This window comes from Paenibacillus tyrphae, assembly GCF_027925525.1.
Lineage (GTDB): Bacteria > Bacillota > Bacilli > Paenibacillales > NBRC-103111 > Paenibacillus_G > Paenibacillus_G tyrfis_B.
Window position 1 is genome coordinate 66,388 of record NZ_BSDJ01000008.1, and the last position, 17,127, is coordinate 83,514.

Annotated in this window: 16 protein-coding genes; 3 read left to right on the forward strand and 13 right to left on the reverse strand. The window is 57.1% G+C overall.

Annotation, left to right across the window (positions count from 1 at the left end):
- Positions 1-19: 19 nt before the first annotated feature.
- The 4 genes from QMG93_RS11610 to QMG93_RS11625 all read right to left on the reverse strand — a co-directional run bounded on the left by QMG93_RS11610 (position 20) and on the right by QMG93_RS11625 (position 4,366).
- Positions 20-1,789, reverse strand: a complete 1,770-nt coding sequence (locus QMG93_RS11610; protein ID WP_281936527.1) for an ATP-binding cassette domain-containing protein — start codon at positions 1,787-1,789, stop codon at positions 20-22.
- Entirely contained in the window at positions 1,786-2,280 is a 495-nt protein-coding gene (locus tag QMG93_RS11615) for a hypothetical protein (RefSeq protein WP_281936528.1), read from the reverse strand. The genes QMG93_RS11610 and QMG93_RS11615 overlap by 4 nt, the downstream gene beginning before the upstream one ends.
- A 427-nt stretch (positions 2,281-2,707) precedes the next feature.
- Entirely contained in the window at positions 2,708-3,589 is an 882-nt protein-coding gene (gene pdxS / locus QMG93_RS11620) for a pyridoxal 5'-phosphate synthase lyase subunit PdxS (RefSeq protein ID WP_281936529.1), read from the reverse strand.
- An 18-nt stretch (positions 3,590-3,607) separates the two neighbouring features.
- Complete coding sequence (locus QMG93_RS11625) at positions 3,608-4,366, reverse strand: type 1 glutamine amidotransferase (protein WP_281936531.1); 759 nt, start codon at positions 4,364-4,366, stop codon at positions 3,608-3,610.
- A 106-nt stretch (positions 4,367-4,472) separates the two neighbouring features.
- On the opposite strand from QMG93_RS11625, the gene QMG93_RS11630 reads away from it, so the two are divergent.
- Positions 4,473-5,369, forward strand: a complete 897-nt coding sequence (locus QMG93_RS11630) for a LysR family transcriptional regulator (RefSeq protein ID WP_281936533.1) — start codon at positions 4,473-4,475, stop codon at positions 5,367-5,369.
- A gap of 61 nt (positions 5,370-5,430) precedes the next feature.
- Here the strand turns inward: QMG93_RS11630 and QMG93_RS11635 are convergent, their stop codons facing one another.
- From QMG93_RS11635 to QMG93_RS11645, 3 genes are all read right to left on the reverse strand, one after another.
- Positions 5,431-6,627 carry an acetylornithine transaminase gene (locus QMG93_RS11635; protein WP_281936535.1) on the reverse strand — a complete coding sequence of 399 codons (1,197 nt, stop codon included), beginning with the start codon at positions 6,625-6,627 and terminating at the stop codon, positions 5,431-5,433.
- 17 nt (positions 6,628-6,644) lie between these two features.
- Positions 6,645-7,889 carry a serine hydroxymethyltransferase gene (gene glyA / locus QMG93_RS11640; RefSeq protein ID WP_281936826.1) on the reverse strand — a complete coding sequence of 415 codons (1,245 nt, stop codon included), beginning with the start codon at positions 7,887-7,889 and terminating at the stop codon, positions 6,645-6,647.
- Positions 7,890-8,198: 309 nt separating this feature from the next.
- The gene (locus QMG93_RS11645; protein WP_281936537.1) at positions 8,199-9,068 is read right to left on the reverse strand and encodes a helix-turn-helix transcriptional regulator; all 870 of its coding nucleotides are present in this window, start codon (positions 9,066-9,068) and stop codon (positions 8,199-8,201) included.
- Positions 9,069-9,197: 129 nt separating this feature from the next.
- Here QMG93_RS11645 and QMG93_RS11650 point away from each other — a divergent pair, with 129 nt between their 5' ends.
- Entirely contained in the window at positions 9,198-10,562 is a 1,365-nt protein-coding gene (locus tag QMG93_RS11650; RefSeq protein WP_281936538.1) for an MATE family efflux transporter, read from the forward strand.
- 74 nt (positions 10,563-10,636) lie between these two features.
- Here the strand turns inward: QMG93_RS11650 and QMG93_RS11655 are convergent, their stop codons facing one another.
- The gene (locus tag QMG93_RS11655) at positions 10,637-11,083 is read right to left on the reverse strand and encodes a hypothetical protein (RefSeq protein ID WP_281936540.1); all 447 of its coding nucleotides are present in this window, start codon (positions 11,081-11,083) and stop codon (positions 10,637-10,639) included.
- A gap of 227 nt (positions 11,084-11,310) precedes the next feature.
- On the opposite strand from QMG93_RS11655, the gene QMG93_RS11660 reads away from it, so the two are divergent.
- Positions 11,311-12,534, forward strand: coding sequence for a hypothetical protein (locus QMG93_RS11660; protein WP_281936542.1), 1,224 nt, complete (start codon positions 11,311-11,313; stop codon positions 12,532-12,534).
- A 1-nt stretch (position 12,535) separates the two neighbouring features.
- Here the strand turns inward: QMG93_RS11660 and QMG93_RS11665 are convergent, their stop codons facing one another.
- The 5 genes from QMG93_RS11665 to ptsP all read right to left on the reverse strand — a co-directional run bounded on the left by QMG93_RS11665 (position 12,536) and on the right by ptsP (position 17,127).
- Positions 12,536-13,201, reverse strand: a complete 666-nt coding sequence (locus tag QMG93_RS11665) for an MBL fold metallo-hydrolase (protein WP_281936828.1) — start codon at positions 13,199-13,201, stop codon at positions 12,536-12,538.
- A 212-nt stretch (positions 13,202-13,413) separates the two neighbouring features.
- Positions 13,414-13,818 (reverse strand): DoxX family protein, encoded by a 405-nt coding sequence (locus QMG93_RS11670; RefSeq protein WP_281936544.1) that lies wholly within the window; start codon positions 13,816-13,818, stop codon positions 13,414-13,416.
- Between the two features lie 191 nt (positions 13,819-14,009).
- Positions 14,010-14,858: a M56 family metallopeptidase gene (locus QMG93_RS11675; RefSeq protein WP_281936546.1), complete on the reverse strand. Its 849-nt coding sequence runs from the start codon at positions 14,856-14,858 to the stop codon at positions 14,010-14,012.
- 3 nt (positions 14,859-14,861) lie between these two features.
- On the reverse strand, positions 14,862-15,275 hold the full coding sequence (locus tag QMG93_RS11680) for a BlaI/MecI/CopY family transcriptional regulator (protein WP_025849161.1): 414 nt from the start codon (positions 15,273-15,275) through the stop codon (positions 14,862-14,864).
- Between the two features lie 115 nt (positions 15,276-15,390).
- Entirely contained in the window at positions 15,391-17,127 is a 1,737-nt protein-coding gene (gene ptsP / locus QMG93_RS11685; protein WP_281936552.1) for a phosphoenolpyruvate--protein phosphotransferase, read from the reverse strand.

The following is a 17,127-nucleotide window of genomic DNA, read 5'->3' on the forward strand; positions in this document are numbered from 1 at the left end:
CTCCCTCTTTTCACCTGAATTAGTCGTACCATTGCTTTTGCTGATGCCACATCTCATGATAAAGTCCTTGCTTGTGAAGCAGTTCGTCGTGCGTTCCGGCCTCGGCAATGCGCCCGCCCTCCATCACGAAGATACGGTCGGCTCTCCGCGCGATCCCCACCCGATGGGACACCATAATTACGGTCTTGCCCCGGCAGTGCTCAAGCATTTCATTCATCAGCCGGACTTCGCTGACCGGATCGAGTGCGGAGGTCGGTTCGTCAAACACGACCAGTTCGTGCTCCTCAGAGACAAACACGCGCGATAAAGCGAGCCGCTGCCACTGTCCGCCGGATAAGTTAACCGCGTTATCCTCCAGCGTTCCCAGCTTCGTATCCAGTCCTTGCTTGAACGTCTTGGACAGCCCGACCTTCGCGAGTACCGCTAGCAGCTTGTCCGTGTTGTGCGCCTCGGCAATATTGCCGACGGCGATGTTATCCCGCACATCCGTCATATAGCGGATGTAATCCTGGAAGACGGCGCTCGTTTTGCGCCACATTCCGATCCGGTCCATCGTCCGGACGCTCACACCGTCGTACAGTATGGCGTCGGTATCGCTCCGGTAAAGACCCAGCAGCAGCTTGATCAGCGTCGATTTTCCCGAGCCGTTCTCCCCAAGGATGGCGATCATTTCGCCTTTGCGAATCTCCGCGTTGATGTCGGTCAGCACCGGCTCGTCCCGATTCGGATAACGGAACGTCAGGTTGCGGATTTGAAGCTCGTCCTGAAAGCGGAATGGGCGGGGCCCGACCTGCTCCGGCAGGCGGGCGGCGGCATGCACGTCGCTTTCGATCTTATTCAGCCTTTCGATATGGGCCGCGTTTTCCGTCAGCCTTGAGATCGAGGCGAACATCATCGTAATATTGCTTTCCGTCATCGTTAGCGCCATCGTGATGGCCACGTAATCTCCAATCGTCAGCGAGCCTTTATAAATGAGCAGCGCGGTGATCACGATGACAATGCCCGAGCTGATGATGGACAGCAGTTCGCCGGAAGCTTGTCTTTTCAGATTTAAGGTTTCGAGCTGCATGGACAAGGCGTTGGCCTCGTCCTTCTTGCGCAGCCACTTCTCCCGGAAATACGGCACCAATTGAAACAGCGTCATTTCCTTCTGCGTCTGGGAGCCCGTCAATACATCGAAATAATAATGATATCCCCGGGATTGCCTCATCATTTCTTCGTTGATCGCTACCCTTCGCCGGACGGCGCGAAGGTCGTAGATGCCCTTGAGCGTACCGACGAGCAGCGCCAGCAGGCCGATATACAGGTGATAGTACAGCAGATAGCCCAGACTTACCGCCGCGATCAAGCCCTGCTTGACGAGCCCGGTCACGGTGGAATACGATTCCAGATATTTACCGTTAATAAAGGACCAATAAGAGAAATCACCCGTAAACTGGGGATGCTCCTTATCCAGCAACTCCGTCCTCGCAACGAGATCGACCAATTCGTTCTCGCAATGAACGGCAAACGCCGTATGCATCCGTCTGCTTTTGAGCTGGGAGTACGTTTCCAGCAGCAGCCGCACAACCTGAAACGAGAGAAGAAGCGCGATGCTACCCAAGAGCAGGTACAGATTATTCGCGGAGAGCTGGTCTACGATCTGCTTGCTTAAGTAAATGCCGATGTTTGATTGCAGAGCCACTACGATGTAAACGAACAGTGACAGCAATACGATGGGTCTATTGAACCGGTATACTTTGCAAAAGGCTTGACCGGCGCATCTCATGGTGCGCGCAAACGACTTCATACTTGTGCCAGGCTGCGCTCATACACGCGGATCAACGGAGCCGCCAACTGTTCGAGCTTCTCGCAGTCGTTGAAGATGCCGGCGCCGACCGCTTGTCCAAGCTTATTCAAAATCAGGGCGTAAGGAACGGCGCCCACCTTCAGTTGACTCTGCAGCTTAACGGTATCGCACAGGTAGAACGGCATGTCCAAGTCATAAATCTCACGCTGCTGCTCCATCGCTTCCGTGCTTCCTTCGAATAACACGCAGGAGTGGAAAACTCCGAACCGTTCCGTGAACTCTTGAACAGGCCCCATGCTGCAAGCCGAGCAGGAAGCGCTCATTAGGAACACGACAGAACCATGCTCCGTTTCTCGAAGCCATTGGAAGGAGACGGGCTCCGACTTGGCGAGTAAAGTCAACTTTTCGGGAAAATACGTTCCCAGCTTGTATTCCTCGACATATTGCTTTAAAAATCGTCTGTGATCACCGGGCGGGCGTTTAGGCTCCACTTTAACTCCTCCAATGCCGTGATCTTGAGTGAGCGGTTGTTCGTCTCGCCTCTGGTAATATTGTATAATTCAGGATGAATCCCTCACAATGGAACTTCATTACTTTATTCGGTAATTTCATGACTTGGAATTCAACGATTCGACATTGTATAAAATAAAAAACCCATCGCAAAGGATGGGTTTCAGAGTGTTGAGAAAGTGGTCTAAGCAAAAGTAGAGAAGCGTACGGAGGTGGGGTATCCACTGGAGAAGCGATAGCGGCCGCCTTTGTCTTCGGGAAATGTCCGCGAGTAAGCGGCTTCCAATCAAATTTCCCGAAGACAAGAGTGGTCGGAAGTGGATACCCCACCCCTTCGTTGCCTCTATAATCCCGTTTGACCACTTTCTCAACAAGCTCAAACCCATCGCAAAGGATGGGTTTCATCACTTACCAGCCGCGTTCCTGCATCCGCTCGGCGGCTTGCAGCGTGGCAATTTCGATCCCTTTCATCGGGGTACCCAAGTTTTTGGATACCTGTGCAATCAAGGAGTAGTCGGTGTAATGCGTGGCTGCCGCCACAATCGCTGCGGCGAACTTTTCCGGCGCGTCGGATTTGAAAATGCCCGACCCGACGAAGACGCCGTCCGCGCCCAGATGCATCATAAGCGCCGCATCGGCCGGGGTCGCCACACCGCCCGCCGCGAAATTGACGACCGGCAGACGGCCCGTCTCGTAAACGTTCAGCAGCAGCTCGTATGGCGCGCCCAAAGCTTTGGCTTCGGCCATCAGCTCATCCTTGCTCATACTCTGCACCTTACGCATTTGGCCGATCATTATCCGCATGTGCCGCACGGCCTCCACGATGTTTCCCGTGCCCGGCTCGCCCTTCGTGCGGATCATCGAAGCGCCTTCGCCGATCCGCCGCAGCGCCTCGCCCAAGTCGCGCGCTCCGCAGACAAAAGGCACGGTAAACGCCCGCTTGTCGATATGGAACAGTTCGTCGGCCGGCGTCAGCACTTCGCTTTCATCGATGTAGTCGGCCCCGAGCGACTCCAGCACCCGGGCTTCCACGTAGTGGCCGATGCGGGCTTTGGCCATGACCGGAATCGTTACGGCCTTCATCACTTCCTCGACGACCGTCGGATCGGCCATCCGTGCCACCCCACCGGCCGCGCGGATATCCGCCGGCACCCGCTCCAGCGCCATCACCGCCGTTGCACCTGCGGCTTCCGCGATTTTCGCCTGCTCCGCGTTCATCACGTCCATGATGACGCCGCCTTTTTGCATCTCGGCCATTCCTCTTTTTACACGTGTGGAGCCTGTCTCCATCCTGATTCCCCCTATTTTCTAGTCTCCGATGGTCCGGTAAACGCGCCCCTTGTCGGAAGCGTACAGCCTATGCTCCGTCTCCGAACAGCGCCTTTCCATTGCATCCAGCAGCGTGTACAAAATCGTTTTCGACGCGCTCACCAGCTCCGTGCGGCCCGCTATCTCCTCCGGCTTCTGCACGTAGGGGCCTTGCACGAGATCGTCCTTGCCGTGCTGCAGCATCCGGCCGATTCCCACTTCGTCCATCTCCAGATGAAACTGCAAACCGACCACATGGTCTTCGTAAACGAATGCCTGATTTCGACAGCCCTTGCTGCTGGCCGTGCGCATCGCCCGATCCGGCAGCTCAAACGTATCCCCGTGCCAGTGAAACGGGACAACCCGCTCGGGAAAGCCCCGGAACGCCGGGCTTTGTTTCGCTGCCTCGGTCAGTTCGACCGGAAACCAGCCGATTTCCCGGTAGTAACTCTGGCGAACCTTGCCTCCGATCGCCTCCGCGATCAATTGGGCGCCCAGACAAATGCCGAGCAGCGGCTTCTTCTGCCGGATCGCGGCGGCGATCCATGCCTTCTCCGCGCTGAGCCACGGATACAGGCGCTCGTCGTAAACGCCCATCGGACCGCCCAATACGACGGCCAGATCGAAATCGCCAAGCGCGGGAAACGAAGCCTGCTCGTATACCTTCGTTCCCGTAACCGTATGGCCCTTCTCCCGGGCCCATACTTCAATAAGGCCGAGCGTTTCAAACGGCACATGCTGAATGAAATGAAGCTTCACGGAACATCCACCTGCCCTTCCTTTTTCCTATCGTTTACTATATAATGATCGTCAAAATCTATGATTAAGCGATAATATATTCGACATCATCCCGGAGGAATGCCCCTTGGAGCTCAGACAATTGGAATATTTCATGGCCGTATGCCAGGAGCTGCACTTTACGCGGGCGGCGGACAAGCTCGGCATCGCCCAGCCGTCGCTCAGCCAGCAAATCCGCACGCTCGAGCACGAAATCGGCTCGCCCCTGTTCGACCGCGTCGGCAAGAAAACGATCATTACCGAGGCAGGTAAAATTTTACTCAGCCACAGCTACAGCGTGTTCCACGAGCTGTCCCAAGCCCGCGCCGCCATCAGCGAGCTGCAGGGCCTAAAGCGCGGATCGCTGACCATCGGAGCGCTGCTGACGGTCGTCAATTATTTGCTGCCCCCGACCGTCATCTCGTTTCACGAGCGGTATCCGAACGTCAAGCTGTCCGTTCAGGGCCTCCGCACCGGCGATATTTACAACGGGCTGCTGCACAACGAACTGGATCTCGGCATCGTCTTCATGCCGATGGAGCATGAGGAGCTGGAGACGATACCGTTATGCAAGCAGGAGCTCGCTCTGGCGGCTCCGCTTGAGCATCCCATCGGGCAGGAGCTATCCGTGACGCTCGAGGCGCTGCGGGAGATTCCAAGCATTTTGCTGCCGGGTAACTATCATCTGCGGCAGCTTCTGGACGAGCGGTGCCGGGCGCTCGACTTCGCTCCGCAGCCGGTGCTGGAGATGACGACGATGGAGTCGATCATCAATATGGTCGCTCAAGGCGTCGGCGTAACCGTCCTGCCCAAGGCTTACCTCGACTATATTGCCGACCCGCGAATCCGCATCGTACCGATCGCGAATCCCGCGATCACGACGCAGATCGGGGTCGTCTACCGAAAAAATAAATATTTGTGCGCGGCAAGCCGGGTTTTTATGGAACAGCTTATCGCTACGGTTAAAACCCAAAGCCCCGGGTAACGGCATCCTTTCCCACAACGGCAGACCATCAAAATCCTTAGCGCCCGCCCGCTCGCGGAATCTATTTGTCCGAAGCCTGAAAAAGGACATCCGCAAGCCGTTCCACCGCCTGGTCGATCTCATCGTGGGCTACGTACAAATTCGGCATAAACCGGATCACGTAAGGCCCTCCCGGCAGCACCAGCAAGCCCTTACGCTGCAGCTCGCGGACGAACGGCTCGACCGGCCGGTCCAGCTCGATGCCGATCAGCAGCCCAAGCCCGCGGACCGCCTTCACCGGCGGGGCTTGATGCAGCTCCGCCGCAAGCCGCCGCAGCGCGTAGCGCCCGGCCGCTGCCGCCCGCTCCGGTAGCCGTTCCTCCAGCATCGTCCGCAGCGTGGCGATGCCTGCCGCCATGGCAAGTGGCGATCCGCCGAACGTGGAGGCGTGGCTGCCCGGCGCGAAAGCCTCGCGCAGCTTGCGCTTCCCCAGCATCGCTCCGACGGGCAAGCCGCTCGCCAGCCCTTTGGCCAGCGTCACGATATCCGGCTCGATGCCGTAGTGCTCGTAGGCAAACAGCTTGCCGGTACGCCCCATCCCCGTTTGCACCTCGTCGACGATCAGCAGCAATTCCCGCTCTTGGCACAACTGGGCCAGTTCCCGGACAAACACCGGGTCGGCGGGATGCACGCCGCTTTCGCCTTGCACGAGCTCCAGCATGACCGCTGCGGTTCGCTCGTTGATGCACGCATCCACCGACTCAATATCGTTATACCGCGCATAGGCAAACCCTTGGGGAAGCGGATAGAAGCCGTCCTTCACCTTGTCCTGTCCGGTCGCCGTCAGCGTGGCAAGCGTACGGCCGTGAAACGACTTCTCGAACGTCACGATCTCGTACCGCTCTTTGCCCTGCACCCGCTGGGCATAGCGCCTTGCCAGCTTGATGGCCGCTTCGTTCGCCTCCGCACCGCTGTTGCAGAAGAATGCGAGGTCCGTGCAGCTATGATCCGCCAGCAGCTTTGCCAACGTCTCCTGCTGGGGGCTTTGAAAAAGGTTGCTTACGTGCCACAAACGCCCCAGTTGCTCCTCCACGCTCTGTTTAACTTGTGGGGGAACATGACCCAGGTTGCATACGGCAAGTCCCGACATAAAATCCAAATAGACGTTCCCCCGATCATCCCACAGCCGCGAGCCTTCTCCCCGGACGAAGGTCAGAGGATGCCGCGCATAGGTCGGAAACAGCGCGCTTTCCTTCGCTTCAAGCAACGGTAACTCCATGGCATTCCCTTCTTTCTTCAATCGATGTCGTCATAGAGCGGAAAGGACGCCGTCAACTCCTTCACCTTTCGGCGTGCCTGCCCGCGGACTCCGGCATGGTCCGGGTGCTTGAGCACCGTACCGATTAAGCCCGCAAGCTCGGCCATCTCCGACGGCCCCATGCCCCGCGTCGTGACCGCCGGCGTCCCGATCCGGATGCCGCTGGTGACCATCGGACTGGCCGTATCGAAAGGAATCGCATTTTTGTTCACCGTAATGCCGACGCTGTCGAGCAGCTCCTGCGCATCGACGCCCGTCATCTTGACGCTGCGCAGATCGAGCAGCAGCAGGTGATTATCCGTTCCGCCGGTCAACACATCCAATCCTTGCGCTAGCAGGCCTTCGGCCAGCGCTTTCGCATTCGTCAGCACGCGCGCGGTATAATCGGCGAAGTCCGGCTGCGCCGCCTCGCCCAAGGCCACCGCCTTGGCGGCGATCATATGCATCAGCGGCCCCCCTTGGGTCGCCGGGAATACCGCCTTGTCGATCTGGGCCGCCCACGATTTGCGGCACAATATGATGCCCCCGCGCGGCCCGCGCAGCGTTTTGTGCGTCGTTGTCGTCACGAAGTGCGCATGCGGTACGGGACTCGGATGCAGTCCTACGGCGACAGGACCGGCGATATGCGCCATATCCGCCAGGAATAAAGCTCCGACCTCGGCGGCGACTTGCGCCAGCCGTTCGAAATCGATGATCCGCGGATAAGCGCTCGCGCCGACGACCAGCATCCGGGGCCTGTGCTTGAGCGCCAGGCTCCGGACTTCGTCGTAATCGAGCAGGTGCGTCTTCTCATTCACGCCGTAAGGAACGAACCGGTACATCTGACCGGAGGAGTTCACTGGACTTCCGTGCGTAAGATGGCCGCCGTGCGCCAAATTCATCCCGAGAATCGTATCGCCGGGGCGAACCGCCGCCAGGTAAACGGCCATATTGGCCTGCGCTCCGGAATGCGGCTGCACATTGGCGTGCTCCGCTCCGAACAGCTCCATCGCCCGCTGAATGGCGAGCGATTCGGCCATGTCCACATACTCGCAGCCGCCGTAATATCGTTTGCCGGGATATCCTTCGGCGTATTTGTTGGTCAGCACCGTCCCCATCGCCTTCAGGATGGCCGGGCTGACGAAGTTCTCGGAAGCGATCAGCTCGATATGGTCCCGCTGCCGGACGAATTCCTTTCGGATGGCTTCGGCCACCACAGGGTCTTGATTTTGCAAATGCTGCATCGCTTGCCCCCCTTTCGATTCCATCGTTCGTTCTCCGAATGACGGCTAACGATTTTCATTATAGGGAGGGTAGTCCGAGCCATCAATTACGAATTCCCTATCGCTATCATAGGCTGGAGCAATCGTTCATCCCGCATGCATCGGCGCTCCCAATCATTTTTCCAAGCTCCTAAGCTCAAACAAAACGATGCCGCGAGCGGCAAAAAGCCGTCTCCTCCGAAGAAGAAACGGCGTTACCGCGAAGCATATGGATGTACGATTCCTCCGTTACTCCACTTTCCCTATGTTACGGCAGCAGCACCGATCCGGTCAGGCATGGGAAAAGCGCTTGCGGTAGGCGCGCGGAGTCAAGCCCTCCACTTTGACAAAGCAGGACGTAAAGTAGGCCGCTTGGTTGAAGCCGACCTCTTCGGCCACCCGGGCGACCGGGAAGTCGGTTTGCAGCAGCAGCAGCTTGGCCTGCTCCAGCCGGTAACGCAGCAAATACTCGAAGGGCGAGCAGCCAAATTCCCGCTGCATGCAGCGCGCGATATATACAGGGTGAAAATTAAGCGCCTCCCCCAAGCTCTGCGCAGTCACCGGTTGCTTGAAATGCTGGCGCAGGTAAGACGCCGCCTGATCCGCCACTTCCGCTCCGGGCGGCGGCGTTTCCGCTTGCAGCGAAGCGTTAAGCTGCTCCAGCACCTGCTGAAACAGCTGCTGATGCTTCCAGCGCGCCCAATTGCGGTGCGACTCCTTCTCCAGCTCGCCGAGCTGCTGCATCGTCCGGTAGGCGGACGTCGGCTTCAGCAGCTTGGTAAACTGGGGAAGCTGAATCGCGAAGGTTTGCATCGTGAAACTTTTTTCTTCCATCGAAACGGACGGCAGCGGCGGTGCTTCCTCTTCCGTCTCTCTCCACGCGCCCGTCGTGTTGAAATGCAGCCAATAATGCGCCGTATCCGTCGTGCACCCCTGCGGCGAATAATGATGCCGGTCAGGCCGGAGAATGATCGCATGGCCCGCCGTAACTTCGTAGTAAACGCCGCCTTCCATCATATAAATGCAGCCTTCCTGCACGACCAGCAGATCGAACACGCCGATGTTGTGCCGGTTCGGATGCTTGCGCCCGGGCGCAATGACGCAGAAGCCGCTGGCCAAATAGTGAGGAAGCGGCGGGGATGTAAATTCGAGAATTGGCATCGCTTTCACCTTCACATCATATAAAGTCAGGTTTATAAATTGATATTTTTAGTTCGGATACTGATACATGCTTTCAAGTATACGCTCTATAATGTGATATGGGAATACGGCATCAGGAGGATACGGAACATGAATGACGACAAAAAGTTTACGCTATGGGTGCTCGCCTGGCCCATTTTTATTGAAATGTTTTTGCAGTTTTTGCTGGGTACGGCAGACACGCTCATGGTCAGCCGCATATCGGACGGCGCCGTTGCCGTCGTGGGCATTTCCACGCAATTGTTTGCCGCCGTCACGATTTTGTTCATGACGGTCGCCAACGGAGCCGGCGTGCTGATCGCACAAAAGCTCGGTGCCCGCAGGCCGGAAGACGCGCGGACGGTCGCCATCATGTCGGTCAATATCTCGGTCGTGATCGGCGCCGTGCTCAGCCTCGCGCTCTATCTTTTTGCCCGCAATATCGCTGCGCTGCTCCAGGTCCCGGCCGCTCTGCTGCCGCTGGCCGACACGTACATCTCCATCGTCGGCGGAGGCATGACGCTGACCGCCGCCATGGCCGCACTCAGCACGGCGATTCGCAATACGGGGAACACGCGCGGTCCGATGTACATCGCGATCGGGATGAACGTCATTCACGTCGTGCTGAACTACGCCTTTATTTACGGCGCCTTCGGCTTCCCGCAATGGGGGTTGTCCGGCGTGGCCGTCTCGACTCTTGTCAGCCGGCTGCTGGCTACGATCGTGCTCGCCTTCCTGTTCGTGCATTCGTTCGAGCGCCGGATCGGCTGGAAAGACCTTCTGCAATTCGATCGCCCTTTGTTCCGCGAAACGATGCAGATCGGCTGGCCCATGGGCGTGCACTCGGCTTCGTGGGTGTTCTCGCAGCTGATTTTGTTTTCGTTCATTGCGATGCTCGGGGCCAAGGAATTGGCGGCGCGGACCTATATGAATACGATGGAGTCGTTTTGCTTCACCCTCGGGTATTCCGTCGCCATGGCTTTGCAGATTCAGATCGCCCATCTTTTCGGGGCCGGACGGAAACAGGAGGCTTACCGCGCCGCTTATCGGGGAATGTGGACGGGACTTGCGGTCGTCATGACCAATGCTTTACTGCTGTACGTATTCGGCAGTAAGGCGCTGTCCCTGTTCACCGTTGATACGGAGATTGTGGCGCTCGGGGTTGCGCTGCTCGGCTTGAACCTGCTGCTGCAGCCGGGGAAAATGATCAATATGGCCATGGGTAGCGCCTTAACGGGAGTCGGAGATACCCGGTTCATTATGATTACCGGAGTGTTTTCGCTCTGGCTGCTCGCAACGCCGTTTTCCTACTTCCTCGGCATTCGGCTCGAGTGGGGCTTGGCCGGCATTTATGCGTCGATGATCGCCGACGAATATTTACGCGGTTTTCTCGTTCTCCGCCGTTGGAAAAGCGGCAAAATGCTGCATCCGGCCGCAGCCTCGCCCGGACATCAGACCGTCTCGGCACAAAGCTAGCGCGCACGGCAAAAGACCGTCCGATTCGTCATTCGGACGGTCTTTCGTTTAGCAGCCACCTTGCGAACTGCCGGTCAATCCGGCTTCGGTCCGCTCCCGGGCCGCTTATCCGGGTTGGCCCGCCGTCTTTTCACGAAAGCGGCATGACCTCCCAGCAAGGCGGCGGGAATGACGGCCACGAAGCCGATGAGATGATACCATAACGGAACCTCGGCGTTGGCGAATGAATAATAGAAGCCGATCGCGGCTCCCACGACGCCGATAATCGAAGCATGGAAATAAGCGTCCCGCTTCGCTACCGATGCCGATACATACCCGCCGAGCCCCGTGCAGAACAAGCCGACAAGCAGGTAAATCGCCAAAATCGGCGTATTCGCATACACCTTGGAAATTTCGCTCGGACTGATATGGTTGGACGTGATGTAGATCGTGCCGATCAACAGCGAAGAGACGAACGAAGTGACCTGATCTACCAAAATGCCGGCCAGCACGCCGCCGAAATGTACGTTTTTCTTTTCCATGATTTAAGTAGATCTCCTATAGTGATGTAGTGCGACTTCTTTTTCTGGCGCTGCTCCTATGCCTCCTACGTTCCAACTATACCATACTCCAATCCGGATCGACAGCGCCCGATTCCGAACCTGCATCCCTCGGCTAATAATGCTGAAGTGCAAATTTTCCGAATAATCCGCCAAAGAAAAAGACAAGCAGGGCTGGTATGATAACGGTAAGAAAAGGAGCGATGCCTATGGAAAAACAGCTGGAACCCGATGTTCCGGAAAACGCCGGAACGAAGAACCCCATTCGCGGAAAACGTCTGACAAGGAGAACGCTGCTCGCTTCCATTGGCATGGCGGGCGCGACGCTTGCTTGCGGGACCCTGCTCCGGCCAAACGTAAGCGGTGCCGGGTCTGGCGCCAGCGTTTACGAAAACGTTTACACAAATCCTCCCGCGGATTCCCCGCCGAAAGAAGGCGCTGCTTATCCGCCGCAAGTCGACTTCGTCCGGCTGCTTCGGGAGCATAACGAAACGGCCGTCACGCTTTATGCGATGCTTTCCGGAAACCGCGCCCTGGAAGTGCTCATTCCGTTTAAGGGAAAGCGGTGCGCCCACTACGCGTTCGCCAAAGATCCGAATGACGATTTCATCAAGCTGATGAACGGGTCCGTATCGGTCATGACCCCGGTAAATCCCCCATCCGGCGCAGTCCGCGCAAGCAAGCAATTTGACGTGCTGCATTCCTGGAGCAACAAGGAATTTGCCTTCTCTGTTACGCCTGCGGGCTCCGCCCTCCCGTCGCAGTGGCTGCCCGAGCATGTCAACGTCGGCACCGTCTACGCCGTTGCCCAGCGCATCTATTTCGATGATGCAGAAATTGCAGACTGGACTCCGGAGACGTCCTTCCGACCCGTCAAATCGGTAAAAATCGTACAGCGGCTGCTCGGCAGACACCCCTCTGATCCCGGCAATCCACTTGCCGAGATCCATTGCGTGCATACGGCTTCGGCAAGCGGCGTATCGGTCAAATCGAAGGTCAAATGGCTTCGTCCGGTTACGATATCGACCGGCTACGGCATGATGTTCCCCGTGCCCGGTTCGTTCGCGGCCAAGCTTCTCACCGGCTGCGGGAGGCCGTATGACGCCGTCGCTACGGATGGCAGTACGACAGACCTGACGGAAAACGATCAATCGTCGAGCTATGCTTACGTGCATAACAGCGCCGGAACGAACGGAGAGCCTGATACGATGGTCGCGATGACGATTCACGACATCGCCAACACGTTCAGGCAAGGCATGCCGGGACGCAGAGCCGCCGGCTCGATCGTTTGGCTGCAGCACCGCGACGCGAGCATGCAGAAGCTGTATCCGCAAGTATTCGATCGTTATACCGCTGCCGCAGGGGAGACCTACGAAGCGGGCGGCACTTATTTCATCGGGGAGTTTCCGCTGGCGGACCGTTTCTTCGGCTGAATCAGCGGTTTTGGCAAAGCCCTAATATCTGATCCTTTACATTTACATTGCTTAATCCCCCGTGATAACAAACCACGGATGCAATGTCGAGGTCCAAATACTTTTTTAAAGAAAGACAAGCAGTATTCATATCCGGTGTGGTCGGGACATGAATTCCCCCAAGAATCCCGTTTACACTGTACATCGAATCCCCGGCAACGAGAGTCTTGCTCTGCCTTAAATAAAGGCTGATATGACCGGGAGTATGCCCAGGAGTATGGATGACGCGAATCCCGCCGCAAAACGGCAGCTCCTGACCGTCAATCAAGGTATCGTCCACTCTGCCTTTCGGGGGATTTTCAAGGTGCCCGTCTTTTAGAAGTGGTATCTCCCCCTGAATATACGGCTTATCCAGTTCGTGCGCATAAACTTTAACATGATGACCGCACTCCTGCAAAATTTCAGGAAGACTGCCTATATGATCCACATCCTGATGCGTCAAAAGCACAACTTTTAGTTTGTCGAACGACACTTTTACCTTTTCCATGGCCGCGCGTAAATCTTCAAATTGCCCTGGGAATCCTGTGTCTATTAAAACAGCCATTTCTCGATCCCACAAAAGAATGGGGTGAATCATATTCCCATGAAAATCGAGATGAAGCATTTCTACTCCCTTTGAAATTTCCATCATATCAGGCCTCCGTAAAATTAAATTTTTACGCAAAGTAATATTATTATGTAGGTTTAGTTGTTGTCAACATCTTCTCTATCCATCCGCTCGACATAACAGAACGGTTTCTGCACAGCTATAGAAAAAAGGCTGTCTCTCAAGTAGATCGCTCTACTTTTTTGAGACAGCCCTCGTATATGGCCCATATGCTGCACAATCGCGAAAGCGCGCTAGGCGCTCGCCCCCTCCGCGCTCCGCTTGCGGAACAAGCTGTCCACCGCCAGCACACGGTTCCCGCTGATCAGCAGGTGCAGGGACATGGCGAACAGCGCAAGATCCAGCTCATACCCGCCGACAAATCCCTGCGACAGCTTGACGGTCAGAATCGCGCCAAGCATAATGATCGAAAACAATGCGCCAAATACGCGCACGCCCAGCCCGATAATCATGCAAATGCCGCCGATCAGTTCGATGCCGCCAACCGTATAGGCCAGAAAACCGGGCAACCCGATGCTTTGAAAGAAGCCTGCGGCTTTTTCAATCCCCGATTGAAATTTTTGCAGCCCGTGTAAAAGAAAAGTCACTCCCAAGACGATACGTACAATCAAAGCTCCCAATTCAGAAAACATTGTCATTTCACCAATTCCTCCTTGAAATAAATCTTAATTTCAGGCTGACTTGAGGTCTGCTCCCTTTCGTCCGCCCTGCTTCATTCGAGTCGCACCTCCTCCTCACTACCGGACACTACTTATTGTAGTGTCCGACCGCAAAAAAATGCGCCGGCCGGAAAAATAATCCGCCCGCGCAGCAGTTCTTTACTGCCCGATTAGAGGGTGGCGAAAAAAAACATCGCACCAAGCAAAAGTACCGCATGGAATGAAATCATGGTCAGCTTCAGCGGCAATTTGAACGGAATCTCGAATTGCGGGTCCAAAATTAACTGAATGCGGCAGTTGATCGAGTTGTCTGCGAACGAGACATAGGAAAATACCATCGTTTCCGACTTTCTATGCTTCAGGAGCTTCAGCAGGGCGCTGCCGATCTCTACGGACGAGCCCAGCTGTTCGATGGCATAGTTATCCGCGAGCACCTCACGAACGGTCCGGTATTTCTGGTGCACCCACCGGAGCAGCGGGACGTATCCCATGACCGACGAGCAGAGCGACAGCACGAACGCTTTGAGCGGATCGCCGTGCTTCCGGTGATACATTTCATGATGGATGACCGCCTCCAGCTCCTTCGCATCCAGCAGCCGAATCAAGCCCGTCGATAAAACAACCTTCGGGTTCAGCAGCTTCATCGTAAACGCCCGCGGCTCATCGCACGCGACGACCAGAATCGGCTCGCCGCCGCTGCCGTACTGCTTGTTCAATTCCGCCGTCATCTGTTCGTCCCGTTTGCTTTGCAAGCGCCGGAACGTGCGCCACGACGCCCATTGCTGCTGGACGATGAGTCCGACGGTCAGCAGCAGAGTGTAGAGCACGACAATGTCGAAGGCGTACACCAGCCCGTCCAAGCCGTAAATGCTCGCCGTACTAGCACAAAATTGGATCAGGTTATGCTTGAGTTCCAAGCCGAACAGCAAATGCAGCGCATACGCGATAATTTGGGACATGATCAGGGCCGATAACCCAAGGCCCGTAAGGAACAGGGTCCTGGAACGTTTTTCCCACATAGGCTATCTTTCCTTTTTCAGAGCTTGAATTTTTTGCTCCAGCTGCTCGAGAAGCGCCGGGTCCGCTTCTTCCAAGGCGTCCAGCATATGGTTCACGACAAGCGGTCCGAATTCTTCAAGCAAATCGTTCGTCAGCTCTTTGGATTGGGTTTCGAGAAACTGCTCCAGCGATTGGGTAGGCTGGAATAAGGACACGCGCCCTTCCGCCCTTTTGCGCAGCACGCCCTTGTCCACCAGCCGGTTCATGACCGTCATCACCGTGTTGAAATTGATTGCCTGCTCCTTAGCCAGCCTCGCCTGCACGTCTTTGATCGCCATCTCCGGACCGTTCCACAGGATATGCATGATTTTTGCTTCCAGAGGTCCGAAAAAGCGGTTTAATCCGCTTTCGTTCGTTTTGAATGAATGTATTTTCATGAAAGCACCTCACACTACTTATTGTAATGTTCGCAAAAGGCATCGTCAAGTTTACAGTTCATTCCAGAAAAAAAGCACGGCGCGGGCTCATACGCCCTACGCCGTGCTTTAGCTTCTATAAATACTCGCGCAGCCAAGGAAGCTGCGATTCGACCTCGCTACGAACTTCGTCCGGATCGCTCAGCTCAAGCACCGCTTCCGCCAGCCTGCCCATCTCGCTCCGGTCCAGCTTCGCAATCAGCGCCCGCGTACGCGCCACGTGGACGCCGCTCATGCTGAACTCGTGCAGGCCCATGCCGAGCAGAATCGGTACCGCGTGCGGCTGCCCCGCCATTTCCCCGCACATGCCGACCCATTTGCCTTCCCGCGCCGACGCACGGATCACCTGATCGATCAGACGCAGCACCGCAGGCTGAAGCGGATCGTTCAAGTGCGCCAGCTTCGGATTCATCCGGTCGGCCGCCATCGTATACTGCACGAGATCGTTCGTCCCGATGCTGAAGAAATCGACCTCTTTGGCCAACCGGTCCGCCATCAGCGCCGCTCCCGGCACTTCGATCATGATGCCCGTCTCCAGATCGTCCCGGAACGCCTGACCTTCGGCCCGCAGCTCCGCCTTTGCTTCTTCCAGAACGGCTTTGGCCCGTCTCCATTCGCGGAGCGAAGCGATCATCGGGAACATGATCTTGACGTTGGCCTCCGCGCTGGCCCGCAAAATGGCGCGAAGCTGCGTCTTGAACAACTCCGGCCGGTCCAGGCAAATCCGGATCGCCCGGTAGCCTAGGAACGGGTTCTCTTCCTTCGGCAGCTCCAGCAGCGGCAGCTCCTTGTCCCCGCCGATATCCATCGTGCGGATCACGACCGACGCCTCCGGTCCGAAGGCCCGTGCCGCCGCCGCATACGCTTCGTACTGCTCGTCCTCCGTCGGCAGCGAGTCGCGGCCCATGTATAGAAACTCCGTGCGAAACAGCCCTACGCCTTCGGCCCCGCCGCGCGCGGCCGCTTCCGCATCGGCCGGCGAGCCGATGTTAGCGACGAGCTCGACGCTCGCACCGTCCAGCGTCACGGACGGGCGGTCTACAAACGCACGGTACCGCTCGGCCAACGCCTGCTGCTCGCTTGCTTTTTGGCGGTAGGCCGTAAGCTGCTCTTCTGCCGGAGCGACAAGCACGACGCCTTCGCGGCCGTCGACGACAATCCGCTGGCCGTCCTGCACCTGGAACAGGCTCTCGCCCAAGCCGACGATCGCCGGAATGCCGAGCGAGCGGGCCAATATGGCGGAATGCGACGTCTTGCCGCCGGAAGCGGTGACGAAGCCCGCCGTCGCTTTCGGATCAAGCTGGGCCGTCTGCGAAGGCGTCAGCTCATCCGCGATCAGAATGAAGGGCTCATCCGTCAAGCGCGTGTCCACAGGCTCAGCGGCATGGAGCAGCTTGCGGATCACACGGCGTGTTACGTCGCGGATATCCGCAGCTCTTTCCCGCAAATATTCGTCGTCCAGGCTTTCCAGCAGCGCGACGGTCTCCTGCATCGCTTCGTCCAGCGCCGCTTCCGCGCAGATACGTTCCTCGCGGATGATCGTCTGAGCCTTGCCGATCAGCTCTTCATCCTGAAGGAACAGCCGGTGGCCTTCAAAAATTTCCGCTTCCTGCTCCCGGCCCCGGTCCGTCAAGTCCCGGGCGATCTCCTGCAGCTCCTCGTCCGCCCGGCGGATCGCCTCAGCCAGCCGTTCCAGCTCGGTGTCCGTCTCTTCCGCCCGGATCGGAAGCCGCTCCGGCCGCTGCTCCTCCCGCATCACTTTCGCGACGCCGATCGCAATCCCCGGCGCCGCGACAACTCCCTGCAGCCGCAC

Coding starts and splice junctions, on each gene's coding strand:
- QMG93_RS11610 (WP_281936527.1), bottom strand. CDS start 1,789: ATGAAGTCGTTTGCGCGCACCATGAGATGCGCCGGTCAAGCCTTTTGC.
- pdxS (WP_281936529.1), bottom strand. CDS start 3,589: ATGGAGACAGGCTCCACACGTGTAAAAAGAGGAATGGCCGAGATGCAA.
- QMG93_RS11635 (WP_281936535.1), bottom strand. CDS start 6,627: ATGGAGTTACCGTTGCTTGAAGCGAAGGAAAGCGCGCTGTTTCCGACC.
- glyA (WP_281936826.1), bottom strand. CDS start 7,889: ATGCAGCATTTGCAAAATCAAGACCCTGTGGTGGCCGAAGCCATCCGA.
- QMG93_RS11645 (WP_281936537.1), bottom strand. CDS start 9,068: ATGCCAATTCTCGAATTTACATCCCCGCCGCTTCCTCACTATTTGGCC.
- QMG93_RS11650 (WP_281936538.1), top strand. CDS start 9,198: ATGAATGACGACAAAAAGTTTACGCTATGGGTGCTCGCCTGGCCCATT.
- QMG93_RS11655 (WP_281936540.1), bottom strand. CDS start 11,083: ATGGAAAAGAAAAACGTACATTTCGGCGGCGTGCTGGCCGGCATTTTG.
- QMG93_RS11660 (WP_281936542.1), top strand. CDS start 11,311: ATGGAAAAACAGCTGGAACCCGATGTTCCGGAAAACGCCGGAACGAAG.
- QMG93_RS11665 (WP_281936828.1), bottom strand. CDS start 13,201: ATGGAAATTTCAAAGGGAGTAGAAATGCTTCATCTCGATTTTCATGGG.
- QMG93_RS11670 (WP_281936544.1), bottom strand. CDS start 13,818: ATGACAATGTTTTCTGAATTGGGAGCTTTGATTGTACGTATCGTCTTG.
- QMG93_RS11675 (WP_281936546.1), bottom strand. CDS start 14,858: ATGTGGGAAAAACGTTCCAGGACCCTGTTCCTTACGGGCCTTGGGTTA.
- QMG93_RS11680 (WP_025849161.1), bottom strand. CDS start 15,275: ATGAAAATACATTCATTCAAAACGAACGAAAGCGGATTAAACCGCTTT.